The organism is Streptomyces sp. NPDC051211 (genome assembly GCF_040689505.1).
In the GTDB taxonomy this organism is placed as follows: Bacteria; Actinomycetota; Actinomycetes; order Streptomycetales; family Streptomycetaceae; genus Streptomyces.
In genome coordinates this window covers 95,426-111,870 of the sequence record NZ_JBFBAV010000023.1, presented here as the reverse complement: position 1 = coordinate 111,870, position 16,445 = coordinate 95,426, and the positions used below count along the sequence as shown (strand labels likewise).

17 protein-coding genes are annotated in these 16,445 nt (G+C 73.7%); 7 read left to right on the top strand and 10 right to left on the bottom strand.

The features are described 5' to 3' along the window. The first annotated feature begins 254 nt into the window (after positions 1–254). Positions 255–908 (top strand): spherulation-specific family 4 protein, encoded by a 654-nt coding sequence (locus AB0447_RS22575; protein WP_366478506.1) that lies wholly within the window; start codon positions 255–257, stop codon positions 906–908. Continuing rightward, complete coding sequence (locus tag AB0447_RS22570; RefSeq protein ID WP_366478505.1) at positions 905–1,732, top strand: endo alpha-1,4 polygalactosaminidase; 828 nt, start codon at positions 905–907, stop codon at positions 1,730–1,732. The genes AB0447_RS22575 and AB0447_RS22570 overlap by 4 nt, the downstream gene beginning before the upstream one ends. A gap of 71 nt (positions 1,733–1,803) precedes the next feature. On the opposite strand, the gene AB0447_RS22565 is transcribed toward AB0447_RS22570, so the two are convergent. The 5 genes from AB0447_RS22565 to AB0447_RS22545 all read right to left on the bottom strand — a co-directional run bounded on the left by AB0447_RS22565 (position 1,804) and on the right by AB0447_RS22545 (position 8,087). Beyond that, the gene (locus AB0447_RS22565; protein WP_366478513.1) at positions 1,804–3,036 is read right to left on the bottom strand and encodes a sensor histidine kinase; all 1,233 of its coding nucleotides are present in this window, start codon (positions 3,034–3,036) and stop codon (positions 1,804–1,806) included. A 14-nt stretch (positions 3,037–3,050) separates the two neighbouring features. Then, on the bottom strand, positions 3,051–3,809 hold the full coding sequence (locus tag AB0447_RS22560) for a hypothetical protein (protein WP_366478504.1): 759 nt from the start codon (positions 3,807–3,809) through the stop codon (positions 3,051–3,053). Next, entirely contained in the window at positions 3,806–5,686 is a 1,881-nt protein-coding gene (locus AB0447_RS22555) for a phosphatidylglycerol lysyltransferase domain-containing protein (protein ID WP_366478503.1), read from the bottom strand. The genes AB0447_RS22560 and AB0447_RS22555 overlap by 4 nt, the downstream gene beginning before the upstream one ends. Before the next feature lie 81 nt (positions 5,687–5,767). Further along, positions 5,768–6,841, bottom strand: coding sequence for a nicotinate-nucleotide--dimethylbenzimidazole phosphoribosyltransferase (gene cobT, locus AB0447_RS22550; protein ID WP_366478502.1), 1,074 nt, complete (start codon positions 6,839–6,841; stop codon positions 5,768–5,770). Between the two features lie 49 nt (positions 6,842–6,890). Further along, a complete protein-coding gene (locus AB0447_RS22545) occupies positions 6,891–8,087 on the bottom strand; it encodes a bifunctional adenosylcobinamide kinase/adenosylcobinamide-phosphate guanylyltransferase (protein ID WP_366478501.1) in 1,197 nt (398 codons plus the stop codon). A gap of 103 nt (positions 8,088–8,190) precedes the next feature. Here AB0447_RS22545 and AB0447_RS22540 point away from each other — a divergent pair, with 103 nt between their 5' ends. Further along, complete coding sequence (locus AB0447_RS22540) at positions 8,191–8,403, top strand: hypothetical protein (RefSeq protein WP_366478500.1); 213 nt, start codon at positions 8,191–8,193, stop codon at positions 8,401–8,403. A 206-nt stretch (positions 8,404–8,609) separates the two neighbouring features. Here the strand turns inward: AB0447_RS22540 and AB0447_RS22535 are convergent, their stop codons facing one another. Together AB0447_RS22535 and AB0447_RS22530 are read right to left on the bottom strand one after the other, a co-directional pair. Then, entirely contained in the window at positions 8,610–9,353 is a 744-nt protein-coding gene (locus AB0447_RS22535) for a class I SAM-dependent methyltransferase (RefSeq protein WP_366478499.1), read from the bottom strand. Positions 9,354–9,394: 41 nt separating this feature from the next. Further along, a complete protein-coding gene (locus tag AB0447_RS22530; protein WP_366478498.1) occupies positions 9,395–10,003 on the bottom strand; it encodes a DUF3043 domain-containing protein in 609 nt (202 codons plus the stop codon). 249 nt (positions 10,004–10,252) lie between these two features. On the opposite strand from AB0447_RS22530, the gene AB0447_RS22525 reads away from it, so the two are divergent. Together AB0447_RS22525 and AB0447_RS22520 are read left to right on the top strand one after the other, a co-directional pair. Next, positions 10,253–11,050 (top strand): PspA/IM30 family protein, encoded by a 798-nt coding sequence (locus AB0447_RS22525; protein ID WP_366478497.1) that lies wholly within the window; start codon positions 10,253–10,255, stop codon positions 11,048–11,050. Positions 11,051–11,063: 13 nt separating this feature from the next. Beyond that, on the top strand, positions 11,064–11,342 hold the full coding sequence (locus AB0447_RS22520) for a hypothetical protein (RefSeq protein ID WP_366478496.1): 279 nt from the start codon (positions 11,064–11,066) through the stop codon (positions 11,340–11,342). Here AB0447_RS22520 and AB0447_RS22515 read toward each other — a convergent pair. Further along, the gene (locus tag AB0447_RS22515; RefSeq protein WP_366478495.1) at positions 11,314–12,090 is read right to left on the bottom strand and encodes a hypothetical protein; all 777 of its coding nucleotides are present in this window, start codon (positions 12,088–12,090) and stop codon (positions 11,314–11,316) included. The two genes, AB0447_RS22520 and AB0447_RS22515, sit on opposite strands and share 29 nt — an antisense overlap. Before the next feature lie 70 nt (positions 12,091–12,160). Between AB0447_RS22515 and AB0447_RS22510 the strand changes: the two genes are divergently transcribed. Next, positions 12,161–12,982 carry an adenosylcobinamide-GDP ribazoletransferase gene (locus tag AB0447_RS22510; protein WP_366478494.1) on the top strand — a complete coding sequence of 274 codons (822 nt, stop codon included), beginning with the start codon at positions 12,161–12,163 and terminating at the stop codon, positions 12,980–12,982. 47 nt (positions 12,983–13,029) lie between these two features. Continuing rightward, entirely contained in the window at positions 13,030–13,749 is a 720-nt protein-coding gene (locus tag AB0447_RS22505; protein ID WP_366478493.1) for a response regulator transcription factor, read from the top strand. Between the two features lie 27 nt (positions 13,750–13,776). Here the strand turns inward: AB0447_RS22505 and AB0447_RS22500 are convergent, their stop codons facing one another. Together AB0447_RS22500 and AB0447_RS22495 are read right to left on the bottom strand one after the other, a co-directional pair. Beyond that, a complete protein-coding gene (locus tag AB0447_RS22500) occupies positions 13,777–16,062 on the bottom strand; it encodes a TCP-1/cpn60 chaperonin family protein (protein ID WP_366478492.1) in 2,286 nt (761 codons plus the stop codon). Continuing rightward, the gene (locus AB0447_RS22495) at positions 16,049–16,429 is read right to left on the bottom strand and encodes a hypothetical protein (RefSeq protein WP_366478491.1); all 381 of its coding nucleotides are present in this window, start codon (positions 16,427–16,429) and stop codon (positions 16,049–16,051) included. Before AB0447_RS22495 ends, AB0447_RS22500 begins: the two co-directional genes overlap by 14 nt. Between the last annotated feature and the right edge of the window lie 16 nt (positions 16,430–16,445).

The following is a 16,445-nucleotide window of genomic DNA, read 5'->3' as shown; positions in this document are numbered from 1 at the left end:
CGCCGTTGGGGCCGAGCAGGCCGAAGATCTCGCCGCGCTGGACCTCCAGCGAGACGCCGTCGGTGGCGCGGGTCTCGGGCAGCGCCGGGGCGCCGGCGGGGCTGGGATTGCTGCGCAATCCAGCCCGCGCGGCGTTTGAGCGCACGTACGGGGCTCTGGGGGCTTGCCCCCAGTTCGGGAAGGGGCGGGGAGGGGAACAGCCCCGCGCAGCGGCCCGCACGCCCGCACGCCCGCACCCCACAGGAAGAAGGAACATGCTGCTGGTCCCGCTCTACGAGCACCCCACCCACCACCCCACCGCCTGGAACACCCTCGTCCACTCCGCCGACCGCCTCCACTCCGTCGTCCTCAACCCCGCCAACGGCCCCGGCACCGCCCCCGACCCGGCCTTCCTGGAGGTCGCGGACCGGCTGAAGGACGCCGGTGTGCCCGTCCTCGGGTACGCCGATACCGACTACGGCCGCCGCCCGCACGCCGCGGTCGTGCAGGACCTGCTCCGGCACCGGGACTGGTACGGGGTCGACGGCGCCTTCCTCGACCAGGCGGCGGCCGACGGTGAACTCCTGCCCCACTACCGGCGCCTGGCGGTCGCCGCCCGGGCCGCGGGTGCCCGTACCCTGGTGCTCAACCACGGCGCCCACCCGCACCCCGGCTTCGCCGAACTCGCCGACCTGCTGGTCACCTTCGAGGGCCCCTGGGACGCCTACCAGGACGCCGAGGTGCCGCAGTGGACCGCGGGCTATCCCGCCCAGCGGTTCTGCCACCTGGTGTACGCCGTCCCGCCCGGCGGCGCCCCGGCGGCCGCCGCACTGGCCGCCGAGCGGCACGCGGGCGTGCACTGTGCCGTGCCCGGCACCGGCGCGCACCCGTGGGCGACCCTCCCGTACGCCCTGGAGGCCACCGCATGATCCGGAACCGCCGGATCGGGATCGGGGCCGGGCTGCTGGTCCTGCCCCTGCTGCTGCTCGCCGCCTGCACGGCCGGCGGCCCGGAGGAGCCGGAGCGTCCGGACAGGAAACCGGCTCCCGCCGGCCCCCGCTGGCAGCCCACCCCCGGCACCCCCTGGCAGTGGCAGCTCAGCGGCCGGCTGGACACCTCCGCCGATGTGCCGGTGTACGACGTCGACGGGTTCGAGACCAGCAAGGCGCAGGTCGCCGGGTTGCGGAAGGACGGCCGCCGGGTCATCTGCTACCTGTCCACCGGTGCCTGGGAGGAGTTCCGGCCGGACGCCGGGGAGTTCCCAGAGCGGCTGCTCGGCAAGGGCAACGGCTGGGACGGGGAACGCTGGCTGGACATCCGGCGTACGGACCTGCTGGAGCCGCTGATGGCCCGGCGGATCGACATGTGCCGGGACAAGGGGTTCGACGCGGTGGAGCCGGACAACATGGACGGCTACCGCAACACCACCGGCTTCCCGCTCACCGCGGCCGACCAGCTGCGCTACAACCGGCTGATCGCCCGGCTGGCACACGACCGGGGCCTTGCCGTCGGTCTCAAGAACGACCTCGACCAGATCCCCGAGCTGGTCGGCGACTTCGACTTCGCGGTGAACGAGCAGTGCGCCCAGTTCGGCGAGTGCGAGCGGCTGACCCCGTTCATCGATGCGGGGAAGGCGGTGTTCCACGTGGAGTACGAGCTGCCGGCCGACCGGTTCTGCGAGGGGTCCCGCCGGCTGCGGCTGAGTTCGCTGGAGAAGAAGTGGGAGCTGGGGGCCTGGCGGAAGTCCTGCTGAGGCGCCGCAGCCGAGGGCCGCAGCTGAGGGCCGTAGCCGAGGGCCGTGATCGAGGGCCGTGGCCGTCCGCGTCAGACGGGCAGGATGACGTGCACCCGGAAGCCGCCCCCGTAGCGGGGGCCCGCGTAGCAGGTTCCGCCGAGGGCGCTCGCCCGTTCCCGCATGCCGAGGAGGCCGTGGGTGCCGCCGGGGCGGGTGGCGGGCTCGCCGGCGGGGGGTGGGCCGCTGCCGCCGTCGTCGAGCACGGTGACCTCCACCGACTTCCCCACCCGGACGACGCTGACCTCCGCCTTCGCGCCGGAGCCGGCGTGCTTGCGGACGTTGGTCAGCGCTTCCTGGATCACCCGGTAGGCGGCCAGGTCCACCGCGGCCGGCAGCGGCCCGTCGGTCCCGCCCGTCCCGTCGAGTGCGAGTTCCACCGGCAGTCCGGCGTGCCGGAAGGTGTCCACGAGTTCGTCGAGGACGCCCAGCCCGGGCGCCGGCTCGGTCGGTGCCTCGGGGTCGCCGGACTGCCGCAGCAGCCCGACCGTGGCCCGCAGTTCGTTGAGCGCCGAGCGGCTGGCCTCCCGTACGTGCCCGAGGGCTTCCTTCGCCTGGTCCGGCCGCTTGTCCATGACGTGCGCGGCCACTCCCGCCTGCACGTTGACCAGGGCGATGTGGTGGGCCACCACGTCGTGCAGGTCGCGGGCGATCCGCAGGCGCTCCTCGGCGACCCGGCGGCGGGCCTCCTCCTCCCGGGTCCGCTCGGCCCGCTCGGCCCGTTCCCGGATGGCGTCGACGAAGGCCCGGCGGCTGCGCACCGCGTCGCCGGCGGCGGCGGCCATGCCGGTCCAGGCGAAGATGCCGAGGTTCTCCTGCGCGTACCAGGGCAGCGGTCCGGCCAGCATGGCCACGGCGGTCAGCCCGGTCATGGTGAGCAGGCCGACCCGCCAGGTGGTGGGCCGGTCGGTGCGGGCGGCCACCGTGTACAGGGCGACCACGGTGCAGATGGCGACCGGGGCCCGCGGGTCTCCGGTGGCCAGTTCCAGCAGGGACAGCACGCTGGTGGCGGCGAGCACGGCGCGCGGCCGGCGCCGGCGCAGGACCAGCGAGGCGGAGCCGAGCACCATCAGGACGAGGGATCCGGCGTGCGGGGTCCGGGTGCCGAAGGTGGGTCCGTGCGGCCCGTTCGGGTCGGCGAAGGACATGACGATCATGCAGACGAGCACGCCGAGGGCCAGCAGGGCGTCGGTCGCGAGCGGATGCGCCCGCGACCAGTCTTGGGCGGAACCGAGCGGTCCGATGCCCGTCCCGGAACGCGGCAGGAGGGGTGTCGTCGTCACCCGCCTACGGTACGGCCATTCCCGCGGGGTCCGGACCCCGGCGGCGGCGGCCGCCGGACCGGCGGGGTGCGGGAGCGTTCCGGACCCCACTTCGCGCGGACCGCGCAGAGCACGAGGACGGCGGCGATGGCCACCAGGTGTTCCCGGCCGGCCAGGTTGTTCTTGACCAGCACCTCCACGGTCATCGCCAGCACCACCAGTGCGGCGGTGAGGTGGGCCCCGTAGCGCCAGCAGACGTAGACGGCGAGGCCGACCACCGCCGCCGAGGGGCCGGTGTCGACGACCTGCCGGTCGGAGTCCGGCAGGCCCAGCGGATGGTCCGGGCCGAGCGCCAGCCCGATCCGGGCGTACGTGGTCCCGGCGAGCGTGGCGAGGTAGCCGATCAGCAGCGTCCGCCACCAGCCGATGCAGATCTCGGAGATCCCGAAGACCAGCAGCATCTGGGCGAGGGCCCCCCACACCGGCAGGTCCAGGGCGGGCACGAAGAGGGAGAGCGGGGTCCGCAGCAGGGCCGGCCACAGCGGGTCGGTGGCTTTCACCGAGCCCAGGTTCTGGACGAACTGGAAACCCCAGGGCTGGTTCTGCACGATCTGGAAGACCGCGGTCAGACAGACCGCGCCGAGGGTCATCGGGACCGCCCGCCACTTCCGGCGGACCAGCGCGTCGCGGACCGTCCGGTAGAGGGGCCCCCATTCACGACGGGCGAACAGCCGCAACGGGCCGGTGCTCGGTGAACCGGTGCTCCGCGCCGTCAACGCATCGTCTCCAGGTGTCTGCGGTGCAGCCACTTCGGCAGACCCGGAGCCTCCAGGAACCCCTCGGCGCGGCCCGCCGCGAGACCGATCCGCAGCAGGTCGGAACTCTTCTCGAAGAGCATGAACCGCGGTTCCCAGATCGGCCGGTATTTGGCGTTGGCCCGATAGAGGGACTCGATCTGCCACCAGCGGGAGAAGAAGCTGAGCAGGGAGCGCCACATCCGCAGCACCGGGCCCGCGCCGAGCCTGGAGCCGCGCTCGAAGACAGACCGGAACATCGCGAAGTTCAGCGAGACCTGGGTGACCCCGATCTCCTTGGAACGTTCGAGGAGTTCGATGACCATGAACTCCATCAGCCCGTTCTCGGAGTCCCGGTCACGGCGCATCAGGTCGAGGGAGAGCCCCTTGGGGCCCCAGGGCACGAAGGACAGCAGGGCGCGCAGCTCACCGTTGCCGTCGGTGCACTCCAGCATCACGCACTGGCCGTCGGCGGGGTCGCCGAGCCGGCCCAGAGCCATGGAGAACCCGCGTTCGGTGGCGCCGTCGCGCCAGTCGTCGGCGCGGCGCAGCAGTTCGTCCATCTCCTCGGCGGGGATGTCGGCGTGCCGCCGGATCCGCACCTGGTAACCGGCCCGCTTCACCCGGTTGTAGGCCTGCCGTACGGTCCGCATGGCGCGGCCCTCCAGGGTGAACTCGGCGGTCTCGACGATCGCCTCGTCGCCCAGTTCCAGCGCGTCCAGGCCGTGCCGGGCGTAGATGGTTCCGGCCTCCTCGCTCGCGCCCATCACGGCCGGCACCCAGCCGTGCTCGCGGGCCTCGGCCAGCCAGGGCTCGATGGCGCCGGGCCAGGCCTCCGGGTCGCCGATCGGGTCGCCGGAGGCCAGCGACACCCCGCCGACCACCCGGTAGGTGACGGCGGCCTTGCCGGTGGGGGACCAGATCACGCTCTTCTCGCGGCGCAGGGCGAAGTAGCCGAGCGAGTCGCGGTCGCCCTGCTTGGCGAGGAGGGCGCGGAGCCGGTCCTCGTCCTCCTCGGTGAGCCGGTCCACGGCCCGGCGGGACCGGAAGGCGGCCAGCAGTACGGCGAGCAGCAGCAGGAAGGACATCGCGTTGATGGCCACGTCCACCCAGCCGGGGGTGCTGATGTCCCGGTAGCCGGAGTCGTCGGTGGCGAGGGTGACCAGGCGCATCACGCCGTACCGCCAGCGGGCCGTGAAGGAGGCCTCGGACTGGTCGGGGGCGGTGTTGGTGGCGCCCACCAGCAGGGCCGCGACGAGGGAGGTGAGGAGCAGTCCGGCGGCGGCGACGGCGGTGGCCAGCTTCGGGTTGGAGCGGTCGCCCTTGGCGTAGAACTCGCGGCGGCCCAGCAGCAGGGCGCCGACGAAGCCCGCGGTCAGGGCGAGGGACACCCAGTTCTGGGCGTGGGCGCGGATCTCCGGGTAGCCGGGGGTGCAGAAGGCGGCGGCGAGCAGGGCCAGGAACAGTCCGCTGAGGACCAGGTTGAGGATCCAGGCGGCCCGCTTGCGGCGGCCCATGGTGACCGCGAGGAGCAGCGAGAACAGGCCGGATCCGAAGCCCGCGGTGAGCAGGTAGGGGGTGTAGAAGTCGTCGGTGTTGTGGGCGCGCAGGTCCTGTCCGAGCGATACCCACACCGCGCTGAGGAAGTTGACGAAGGTGACGGCGCGCAGGTACCAGACCGCGCCGGCCGCGCTGCGGCGCGAGCGGGCGGTGCTTCCGGCGGTGCTTCCGGCGGTGCTTCCGGCGGTGCTTCCGGCGGTGCCTGCGGCGGCGTTCCCGGTGCTGCCGTCCGGAGCCCTGCCGGGTCCGCGGTCGTTCTTCCGGACGGTCTCTGCGCTGGTCAAACGGACCTCTCCCATGAAAAGCGATCATATGGGGCATCGCATTCCATGCGAGAGTCGGGGAACGGCGGGCCCGTCAGGGCCGCCGCCCCCGGCAGCTCAGTCGGTCGTCCCCGTCTCGTCCGGCCCCGGTCGCTCGGGGAGCTCCGCCGCGAGTGCCGCGGCCGCCTGGACGAGGGGAAGCGCCAGCAACGCCCCGGTTCCTTCACCCACTGTGACGCCGTGGTCGAGCACGGGGTTGAGTGCCATCCGGTCCAGAGCCTTCGCCTGACCCGGTTCGCCGCTCGCCTGACCCGCCAGCCACCAGTCCGGCGCCCGGAACGCGGCCCGCTGCGCCACCAGCGCGCAGGCGGCCGACACCACCCCGTCGAGGATCACCGGAGTACGGCGCACCGCGGACTGAAGCAGGAAACCCGTGATCGCGGCCAGGTCGGCGCCGCCGACCGCCGCGAGCAGCTCCACCTGGTCGCCCAGCACCGGGCGGGCCCGGCGCAGCGCGTCCCGGATCGCCGCGCACTTGCGCATCCACGCCAGGTCGTCGATCGGCACACCGCCACGCCCCGTAACAACGGAGGCATCGGTTCCGCACAGGGCGGCCACCAGCGTCGCGGCCGCCGTGGTCCCGCCCACGCTCAGATCGCCGAGGACCACCAGGTCCGTCCCGGAGTCGGCCTCCTCGTCGGCGATCCGCATGCCCAGCCGGAGCGCCGCCTCGGCCTCCTCGGCGGTGAGGGCGTTCTCCGTGTCGATGCGCCCGGAGCCGCGCCGTACCCGGTGCCGTACGACCTCCTCGGGCAGCAGCCCGGGATCGCAGTCCAGCCCCGCGTCCACGATGCGCACCCCGGCACCCAGCCGGCCGGCCAGGATCGACACCGGGCTGCGCCCGTCCAGCACCGCGCGGACCAGCTCGTGCGCCCCGCCCGCGGGCCGCGCCGAGACGCCCAGGCCCGCCACCCCGTGGTCACCGGCGAAGAGCAGCACCTTCGGGTGTTCGATCGGCCTGACCGGTACGGAACCCTGCGCGGCGGCGAGCCAGTCGGCGAGCTCGTCCAGCCGGCCCAGGGCCCCGGGCGGCACGGCCAGCCGTTCACGGCGGTCTTCGGCGTCACGCCGCACGCCCCCGTCGGGGCGCTCGATCAGATCGGAGAAGTCGTCGAGATTCAGCGTGGTCATTTCCCGAACAGTACAGGCGGCACAACGCCCCCGGGCCGGTCAGGCGGGGCTACTCCTTGAGCACCAGCGCCTGCCCCGCGACCACCAGCAGGACCTGCTCGCACTCCCGGGCCACGACCGCGTTCAGCCGGCCCAGTTCGTCCCGGAACCGGCGCCCCGCCGGAGTCGCGGGCACCACGCCCGAGCCGACCTCGTTGCTGACCGCCACCACCGTCCGGCGGGTCGCCCGTACCGCCGCCGCCAGCTCCGCCATCCGCTCCCGCAGCTGCTTCTGCCCGCGGCCCGCCCAGGTCTCCTCGTCCCAGGCGCCCACCTGGTCCATGGCGTCCGTCAGCCACAGCGCCAGGCAGTCGATCAGCAGCGGCGGACCGTCCTGCGCCAGCAGCGGGACCAGATCGCAGGTCTCCACCGTCCGCCAGGAGCCCGGCCGTCGCTCCCGGTGCATTGAGACCCGGGCCGCCCAGTCCGGATCGCCCTCCCGGGTCCCGCCCGTGGCCACGTACAGCACCCCGGGGAACGCGGCGAGCCGCTCCTCCGCCTCCACCGACTTCCCGGACCGGGCCCCGCCCAGCACCAGGGTGCGCCGCGGCACGTCCGGCACCGCGTGGTACTCGCCGATGATCAGCGTGGCCCCGTCGGGCAGGGCCCGCGCCCCGGCCGCCGCGCAGCGCCGGTCCAGCTCCGGCCCCGGCGGGGTGTCGTGGTCGAGGTGCACCGCGATCACATCGGTGGCCGGGCCGACCGCCCCGGAGGCCCGGAGCCGGGCCAGCGCATCGGGCCGCCCCAGCACGTCCGCGATCACCATGTCGTACGGCCGTACGTCGCTCCCGCCGGCCGGCGACCCGCCGGGCGGCAGGTACAGCAGCCGGTCCCCGTCCGGACCGGTCACCTCATACCCCGTACCCGGCGCGTCCATCGGCACCGCCCGCACCCGGTGCCCGCTGATCACCGACAGTTCCCGCCCGTCCGGCACCCGCCCGGCGGCCGGCAGCCCCGGCGGCAGCTCCACCGCGGGCCCGTCGTGCGGATGGGTCAGCAGCACCTGCCGCACCCCGGCCAGCGAATGCCCGGCCCGGGCGGCGGCCAGCACGGCACCGGGGGTCAGATCGAGCAGCAGCGCCCCGTCCACGAGCACGGCGGTCGCCGCCCGCGCCCGGGTGCCCACGGAGACGGCGCAGGCGGCGCAGGGACAGCCGGGGCGGGGCAGTCCTTCGGGTGTTCCGGTGCCGAGCAGAGTCAGTTCCACAGGAAGATCCTCCCGCGTCCCCGCGGGTGGTGCGCGCCCGGCTACTCTGCGGGCAGACTCACGGGGACACCGGACGAGCACCGGACGAGCAACGGAGGCGGACATGGCGTGGACGTGGCGGTTCGAAACGGCGGACGGCGCGCAGACGGCGCCGGCGGTGGAGCCGGAGGAGTTCACCACGCAGGGGGACGCGGAGTCCTGGATCGGCGAGTACTGGAAGGACCTGCTGGAGGGCGGCACGGAACGGGTCCGCCTGGCGGACGACAACGGCACGGAGATCTACGCGATGAGCCTCCGCGAGGCCCTGAACGCGTAGCCCCCGGCCCGCCCGGCCTGCTCCTCTGAGCTCCGCGCGGCCTGTACGGGCGGAGCTGTCCGGGCCGGCCGCGGTCGGGTGCGGCGCCGTTGCCGGGGCCGGCCCCCGGACCCCCGCGCCTCAAACGCCGGCGGGGCTGGAGTTGCCTGCGGCAACCCAGCCCCTCCGGGCGGCACTTGGGAGGGCCCGCACCGCACCCCGCAGGGCTAGCCCCGGACTCCGCAGAGGTGGAGCAGGGCGGCGACGCCGCGGTACGGGTCGGTGCGGCCGGCCCGTTCCTCCGCGGCGAGGAGGCGCTCCAGCTCCTCCTCGGGCGGCAGCTTCTCGCCGGTCTCCGTCCCGTCGGTGAAGACCCGCACCCCGTACCAGGCCTGGAGCGGCGCCCCGATCCCCGACAGCGTGGCCGTCAGCCCCGACAGCCGGTCGGCCCGGACCTCCAGCCCCAGCCGGTTCGTGTAGTCGACGGAGTCGAACGCGGCGAGCGCGCCGGCCCAGTCGCCGTCCAGCCCCGGCCGCATCGCCAGCGCGTCACCGTTGCGCACCAGCAGCGAGAGCAGGCCGCCGGGCGCCAGCATCCGCGCCAGCCCGGCGAGCATCCCGTCCGGCTCGGCGACGTACATCAGCACCCCGTGGCACAGCACCACGTCGAAGCTGCCGGGCAGGAAGTGCGCGCCGGTCTCCCGGCCGTCGCCCTCCATCAGCCGGACCCGGTCGCGGATCCCGGCCGGCTCGGCGGCCAGCGCGGTCCGCGCGACCTCCAGCATTCCGGGGTCCTGTTCCAGGCCGGTGACCATGTGGCCGGCCCGGGCCAGCCGCAGCGCCTGGGTGCCCTGGCCCATGCCCACGTCGAGGACGCGCAGCCGCTGCCCGACCGGGAAGCGGTGCGCGATCTGCTCGTCGACCTGGCGTCCTACGAGTTCCTGGCGGACGGCGTTGCGCAGTCCGCCCAAACCCTCCAGCCAGAGCCTGGCTCCCCCCGCGAAACCCTCGCTCAGGGCCGTTCTCCACGCTTGACCTGCGGCTTCGGGAGCCGCAGCCGGCGCATCTGGAGCGTGCGCATCAGGCCGTAGGCGACGGCGCCGCGCTTCGGCTCGTCCGGGAAGCGCTCGGCCAGGGTCTTCCGCAGGCGGATGAACAGGCCGATCGAGTCGAGGATGATCAGCGCGATCACGCCGAGCCACAGCAGCAGCGCGATGTTCTGGATGGACGGGACCCGGACCATGCTCAGCACCAGGATGATCACCGCGAGCGGCAGGAACATCTCGGCGACCGAGAAGCGGGAGTCCACGTAGTCGCGGACGAACCGGCGGACCGGTCCCTTGTCGCGGGCCGGCAGGTACCGCTCGTCGCCGCTGGCCAGCGCCTCGCGCTGCTTCGCCAGTTCGACACGGCGCCGTTCGCGGGCGCGCTTGGCATCCTCCTTGCGGTTGCCGGTCGAGGCCACGACGGCCTTGCGCTGCGACTGTGCGACAGCGCGCTTCGGCGTCGGGCGGCCCTTCGGGGCCTGCGGGTCACGGGGCTGCGAAGCGTCGGCGCTCACCTTGTCGGTGGCGGCGGCCTTCTCTTCCTTGGAGGAACGGCTACCAAACACAAAACCCAAGGGTACGTGGTCGTGCGCAGCCGCCCCACCCCGGTGGGGAACGATCCGGCAACGGCAGACGTCTTCCAGAGCAAGGGGATCACCTACTCCTTACGCCGGACAGAGCGGCGTCGCACTCGTCCTGGAGGAGGAGCGCATCGGCGCCGGAACAGTGCGGTAATGGAGACAGGGCCCGTAGTGTGGTCCCGAGGTCCGCATCTCTTTGGTGACCTGCAGCCGAAGTCCGTCAGAAGGGGGCGCGCGAAGCCCATGAGCGGTGTCATGAAGCGTATGGGGATGATCTTCCGCGCGAAGGCGAACAAGGCCCTTGACCGGGCCGAGGACCCGCGCGAAACCCTCGACTACTCGTACCAGAAGCAGCTGGAGCTGCTCCAGAAGGTGCGCCGCGGTGTCGCCGACGTCGCCACCTCCCGCAAGCGCCTGGAACTGCAGCTCAACCAGCTCCAGGGGCAGTCCTCCAAGCTGGAGGACCAGGGCCGCAAGGCCCTCGCCCTGGGCCGTGAGGACCTGGCCCGGGAGGCCCTGTCCCGCCGCGCCTCGCTCCAGCAGCAGGTCAGCGACCTGGAGGTGCAGCACCAGACCCTGCAGGGCGAGGAGGAGAAGCTCACCCTCGCCGCCCAGCGGCTGCAGGCCAAGGTGGATGCCTTCCGGACGAAGAAGGAGACCATCAAGGCCACCTACACGGCGGCCCAGGCGCAGACGCGGATCGCGGAGTCCTTCTCCGGCATCTCCGAGGAGATGAGCGATGTCGGCCTGGCCATCCAGCGGGCCGAGGACAAGACCGCGCAGCTGCAGGCCCGCGCGGGCGCCATCGACGAGCTGCTGGCCTCCGGCGCGCTCGACGACCAGAGCGGTCTCGGCTCCAAGGACGACATCCAGGCCGAGCTGGACCGCCTCTCGGGCGGTACGGACGTGGAGCTGGAGCTCCAGCGGATGAAGGCGGAGCTGGCCGGCGGCACCTCCGCGCAGCAGCAGGCCATCGAGGGCGGCGCCCCGGGCGCGGCTCAGCAGCCGTCCCAGACCCAGCACCGGTTCGACAAGCAGTAGGACGGGGCCCGTCATGATTGTCCGCATCATGGGGGAGGGCCAGGTGGAGCTGGCCGACAGTCACGTCGCCGAGCTCAACAAGCTGGACGACGAGCTGCTCGCGGAGATGGAGGGCGGCGACGGCGAAGGCTTCCAGCGGACCCTGGCCGCGCTCCTGGACAAGGTCCGCGAGCTGGGCACCCCCCTGCCGGACGACGCCCTGGAGCCCTCCGAGCTGATCCTTCCCGCCCCCGATGCGAGCCTCGAAGAGGTGCGGGAGATGCTCAGTGACGGTGGTCTGATTCCCGGTTGACGGGCGGCGGGGAGGGGTTCGGTGCCCCGCCGATGAAGTCCTGGATCCTGCGTCGCGGCCCGGCCCAGCGCCGGTCGTGATGGAACGCCCGCAGGCCCGCCTTGGCGCGGGCCCGCGGGCGTTTCGCGTAGAACTTCCTCGCGTACGGGGAGTCCGGCCGGGCCAGCCGCACGGCGCCGATCAGCGCGACGAACGGGATCAGGATGCCGATCAGCGCGGTGCGCGCCTTGCCCTTCCAGAGGGCGATCAGCGCCAGGAAGAAGTTGGTCGCGGCGTTCATGGCGACCAGCCCGCGGCTCTGCCGCTCCTCGGAGGTCAGGTCGTTGACCCCGAACGGCAGGAAGCCGCCGAGGACCAGGGCGACCAGGGCCGCGGTCAGCACCACGATCTCCACGCTCTTGCGGCCCTGCTCGCTCCAGTAGACGTCGTCCAGGTGCAGGATCAGCGCGAACTCGTCGAGGACCAGGCCGGCGCCGAGCCCGAAGACGACGGCGGAGAGCAGGGCGCCGAAGCCGTAGCGGCCGCTGCCGACCGCCCCGAAACCGCCGATGATCACCAGGATGACTCCGGGGACCACGTGGTGCACGTGCATCCCGCCCGGGGTGACGTTCTTGAAGGGGCCCTTACCGGCCCGGATCATCCGGGTGATCATGCGGGTGACCAGGAAGGACGTCACGAAGGAGAGCAGGGCGAGGAGCATCGGGAGCTTGCCCGGTTCGATGATGTTCCGATACCACCAGTGACCCATACCACCAGCTCCCCATTTGGCACGTAATGCGCAATTTACCGGTTGCGGGGAGCAGGTAGCGTTCCGGGCGATGACCGACTCGCACTCCGATCCCTGCCCGTGCCCGCCCGCGGAACGCGCCTCGCTCCGCGACGGCATCCGGTTCGCGTTCGGCACCCTCACCGTGTTCCCGGCCCGGATCACCCGCTGGGACCGCCCGGCCGCCCGCACCGGCATGGCGTGCGCCCCGCTGGCCGGCCTGGCCGTGGGCCTGTGCGCGGCCCTCCCCGGTCTCCTCCTGTTCCTGCTCGGCGGCGGGCCGCTGCTCGCCGCCGCCGTCACCGTCGCCGTGCCGGCCGCCCTCACCCGCGGACTGCACCTGGACGGGCTGGCCGACACCGCCGACGGGCTGGGCAGTGCGAAACCCGCCGAGGACGCGCTGCGCATCATGAAGCAGTCCGACATCGGCCCGTTCGGCGTGATCGCCCTGCTGGTGGTGTTCCTGGTCCAGGTGGCGGCGCTGGCCGACCTCTACACCGAGAACTGGGTGCACGGAGTGCTGGCGACCGTGGTCGCCGCCGTCACCGCACGGCTCGCCCTCACCCTGGCCTCCCGGGCCGGAGTCCCGCCGGCCCGCCCCGGCGGCCTGGGCGCGGCCGTCGCCGCCACCGTCCCGGCCGGCGCCGCCTTCGGGCTCGCCGCCCTGGCCGCCGCGGCCGCAGGGCTCGTAGCCCTCCCGCTGGGCCTGCCCGCCGCCGTCCAGCTGGTGGCCGCGGTCCTCACCGCCCTGCTGGCCGCCGAACTCCTGCTCCGCCGCTGCATCCGCCGGTTCGGCGGAGTCACCGGCGACGTCTTCGGTGCCCTCGCGGAAGTCGCCGCCACCACCACCCTGATCGTCCTCGCCCTGGGCTGACCGGGAGCCGTCCCCGAGCCCGGCCCCACCCCCGTACGCTCGTCGTCGTGGAACAGACGCCGACGGACCTGCCAGCCGCCACGCCCATCAGGGTGCTGCTCGCCGACGACCAGGCGCTGCTGCGCAGTGCCTTCAAGGTGCTCGTCGACTCCGAGCCCGACATGGAGGTCGTGGGCGAGGCCTCCGACGGGGCCCAGGCCTATGCGCTCGCGGGGGAGCGGCAGGCCGACGTCGTGCTGATGGACATCCGGATGCCCGGCACCGACGGACTCGCCGCCACCCGCATGATCAGCGCCGACCCCGCGCTCGCCGCCGTACGCGTGGTGATGCTGACGACCTTCGAGGTCGACGAGTACGTCGTCGAGGCCCTGCGGTCCGGCGCCTCCGGCTTCCTCGGCAAAGGGGCCGAGCCCGACGAGCTGCTGAACGCCATCCGGATCGCCGCGGCCGGCGAGGCCCTGCTCTCCCCGGCGGCGACCAAAGGACTGATCACCACCTTCCTCGCGCAGGGCGGCGGCGACTCCGCCGGCGTGCCGGGCGGCAAGCACGCCGAGCGGCTCACCGCGCTCACCGGACGGGAGCGCGAGGTCCTCGTCCAGGTCGCCGGGGGACTCTCCAACGACGAGATCGCCGGCCGGCTGGAGGTCAGCCCGCTGACCGTGAAGACCCACGTCAACCGGGCCATGGCCAAACTCGGCGCCCGGGACCGCGCGCAGCTGGTGGTCATCGCCTACGAATCGGGCCTGGTCCGCCCCCGGGCCGACTAGCGGACAGCCGCCGGTCCCGGAGGGCGGTCACACCACCGCCAGGTAGCCGAGTACGGCGGTCTCCACGGAGCGCAGCAGTTCGCCCGGCGCGGCCGCCGGGTCCCAGACCTCCACCGCCGAGGCCGGCAGGTACCGACCGCGCGCCGCGTCGTACACGGACGTGGGCCACTCGGCGCGGACCCGGTCGACCACGGCTGCCGGATCGGCCTCCCCGTAGTTCTCGGCCAGCGCCCGCAGCGGCTCGGCGAGCGCCTTGCGCAGCGCCTCCGCCGCGGCGGAGGACCCGGTGCCCGGGATCCGGTTCCCGGCCACCGCCAGCGCGGCCGCCGCCCCGGGCAGCACCCCGACCAGCCGGGTGGCCAGCGCGATCCGGACGGCGCGGTCGGCCAGTGCCGTGCGCTGCGCCCGCACGGCCTCGGTGGCCCCGCCGACCAGGATCCGGGCGGCGGTGTGCGCGGTCTGCGGCCGCGGGGGGAGCCCGGCCCCGAGGGCCTTGGCCAGGGTGCGGCCGGCCTTGGAACGCTGGAGCCGGCCCGGCCCCGCCTGCTCGTCCCCGATCAGCGCGGTGCTCCCGCGGGTGGAGATCACATGGGCGGCCCGGCCCAGCTCGCCCGGCACCGCCTGGCGTACGTCCCGCGCCTGCATGCGCCATTTGCACCCGGTGAACTCCGCGACCGCGTCGAGGTCGTCGGTACCGGGCACGGCCAGCGCGACCGAACGGAGCGTCTCCTTGGTGGTGTTGACCGCGAGGGTGGGCAGCACATCGCCTCCCACCGAAGGCGCCACGACCAGCAGGGGGCGGTTGTCCGTGGCCACCACCTTCTCCAGCAGCGGCAGCAGGTCCTCCACCCGTTCCAGAGGCTCGATGCACACCACCACCCGCGGCTCGTCGAGCACCGCCCGTTCCGCCTCCTGGTCGGTGGCGAACTGCGGGGAGAGGTAGCCGCTGTCCACCACACAGGCCCGGGCCGTCTGCAGTTCCAGGCCGAACCCGGCGGACACGCCGAGATGGATCAGCCCGCTGCCCTGGGTCCGCTCCATGGCCCGCGCCACGATCCGGCCGGTTTCCTCGTCCCCGGCCGCGCTGATCAGCGCCCGGTCCAGCCGGTCCGCGTAGGCCAGCGGCCGCGGCTGCGCGTCCAGGGCGGAGCGGGCCGCCTCGAACACCTCCGGCACGGCCCGGGACAGCGCCGCCGGATGCTCCCCCCGGGCCAGGGCCGCCTGGAGGCTCCGTACCACCGCCCCGAACACGACCACCGCGCTCGCCGTGCCGTCGCCGGCCCGCCGGTCCTGGTCGGCGACCAGCTCCCGGACCAGCCGGGTGCCGATCGCCGAGAACCCCGGTCCGTCCTCCGGGAGCGCGGCCACGATCTCCCGGGTGTCGGTCGAGGTGTACGCCGTCCCGTCCGCCCGGTTCAGGAGCACCGGGCGGGGCAGCGGACCCAGGGTGCGGCGCAGCAGGCTCGCGGCCGCGGTGATGCCCGACAGCACCTCGGCGGCCGGCCCGGCCAGCGCCGGCATGCTGCGGGGGAGGGACAGGGGCTGCGCCCCGCCCCCGGGGGCGGCGGCCCGGCGGGCGATCTTCAGGGTGCCCTGGCCGCCCAGCACCCAGCGCAGCGGGTTCTGCCGGGCGTCCCGGGCCAGCATCTCCTCGCGGACGTGGCCGTACAGGTCCTCCACCGAGATCCAGCCGTCGCCGTCGCGGTCCGCCCGCCCGGAGCGCAGGCCCTCGACCGCCGCGGCGGTGAACACCGACAGCTGCCCCTCACCGGTCTCGGTGACCGTGTCGTCGCCCTCCCAGGCCTGCTGGAGCGCGTCCGTGGCGGTGATCACCGCCACACCGGTGTCCTTGAACTCCTCCAGCAGGTGCACGGAGGTGTCCGCCGTCTTCGAGCCGCCCGGCCGGAACGCGCCGCTGTAGCAGCAGTCGAGCAGCACCAGGATCTTCCGCGAGTTGCAGCGGACCAGCTGGGCGTTGACGAATCCGGCCGACACCGAGGTGGAGTCCAGCAGGTCCCGGTCGGTGTCGGCGGCCGCGAAGTACAGCTGGAGCTTCGAGTCCTTGATGCCGTGGCAGGACAGGTACAGCAGCAGCTGGTCGTCGGGCTTGCGGCGGGTGAAGAACCGTTCGATCTCGCGCCGCACCACATGGGCGGGCTGGTCGATGACCGGCCGTACGGCATAGCCGCCGATCCCGCGGTCGCTCAGCACCTCGGAGAGCTCCATGGCGTCCAGGCCGGGGGAGCGCAGCCGGTTCAGCCGGCTGTCCTCGTAGGTGGAGGTGCCGATGACCAGGGCCTCACGAACCGTCATCGTCCGGGCCCGAGGTGCGCTCGAGGAAGTGGTCGATGAGGGCCTGCCGCTGGGCGGCGGTGAGCCGGGACGCCTCGAACTCGTCCTCCCCGATCCGGACCCGGACCCGGCGCGACCCCGCCCACTGCACCCAGGCCTCGAAGGCCGCGACCACCGAGGCGAACAGCGGTGGGACGACGGCGACCAGGATCTCGGCGGTGGTCAGGCCGCCCGACTTGGCCCCGGGTCCGGCCGGCAGCTCCCGCACCCGGACCTCGTCCAGGCCCAGCTCCTCCAGCGCCGCCACCAGCTCGGCGCGGGCCTGCTCCTGCTCCTGGGCGTCGGCCTCCGGGCCCGCGTCGGCCAGTACGTCCATGTACAGCGTCATATCGATCAACTCCCCC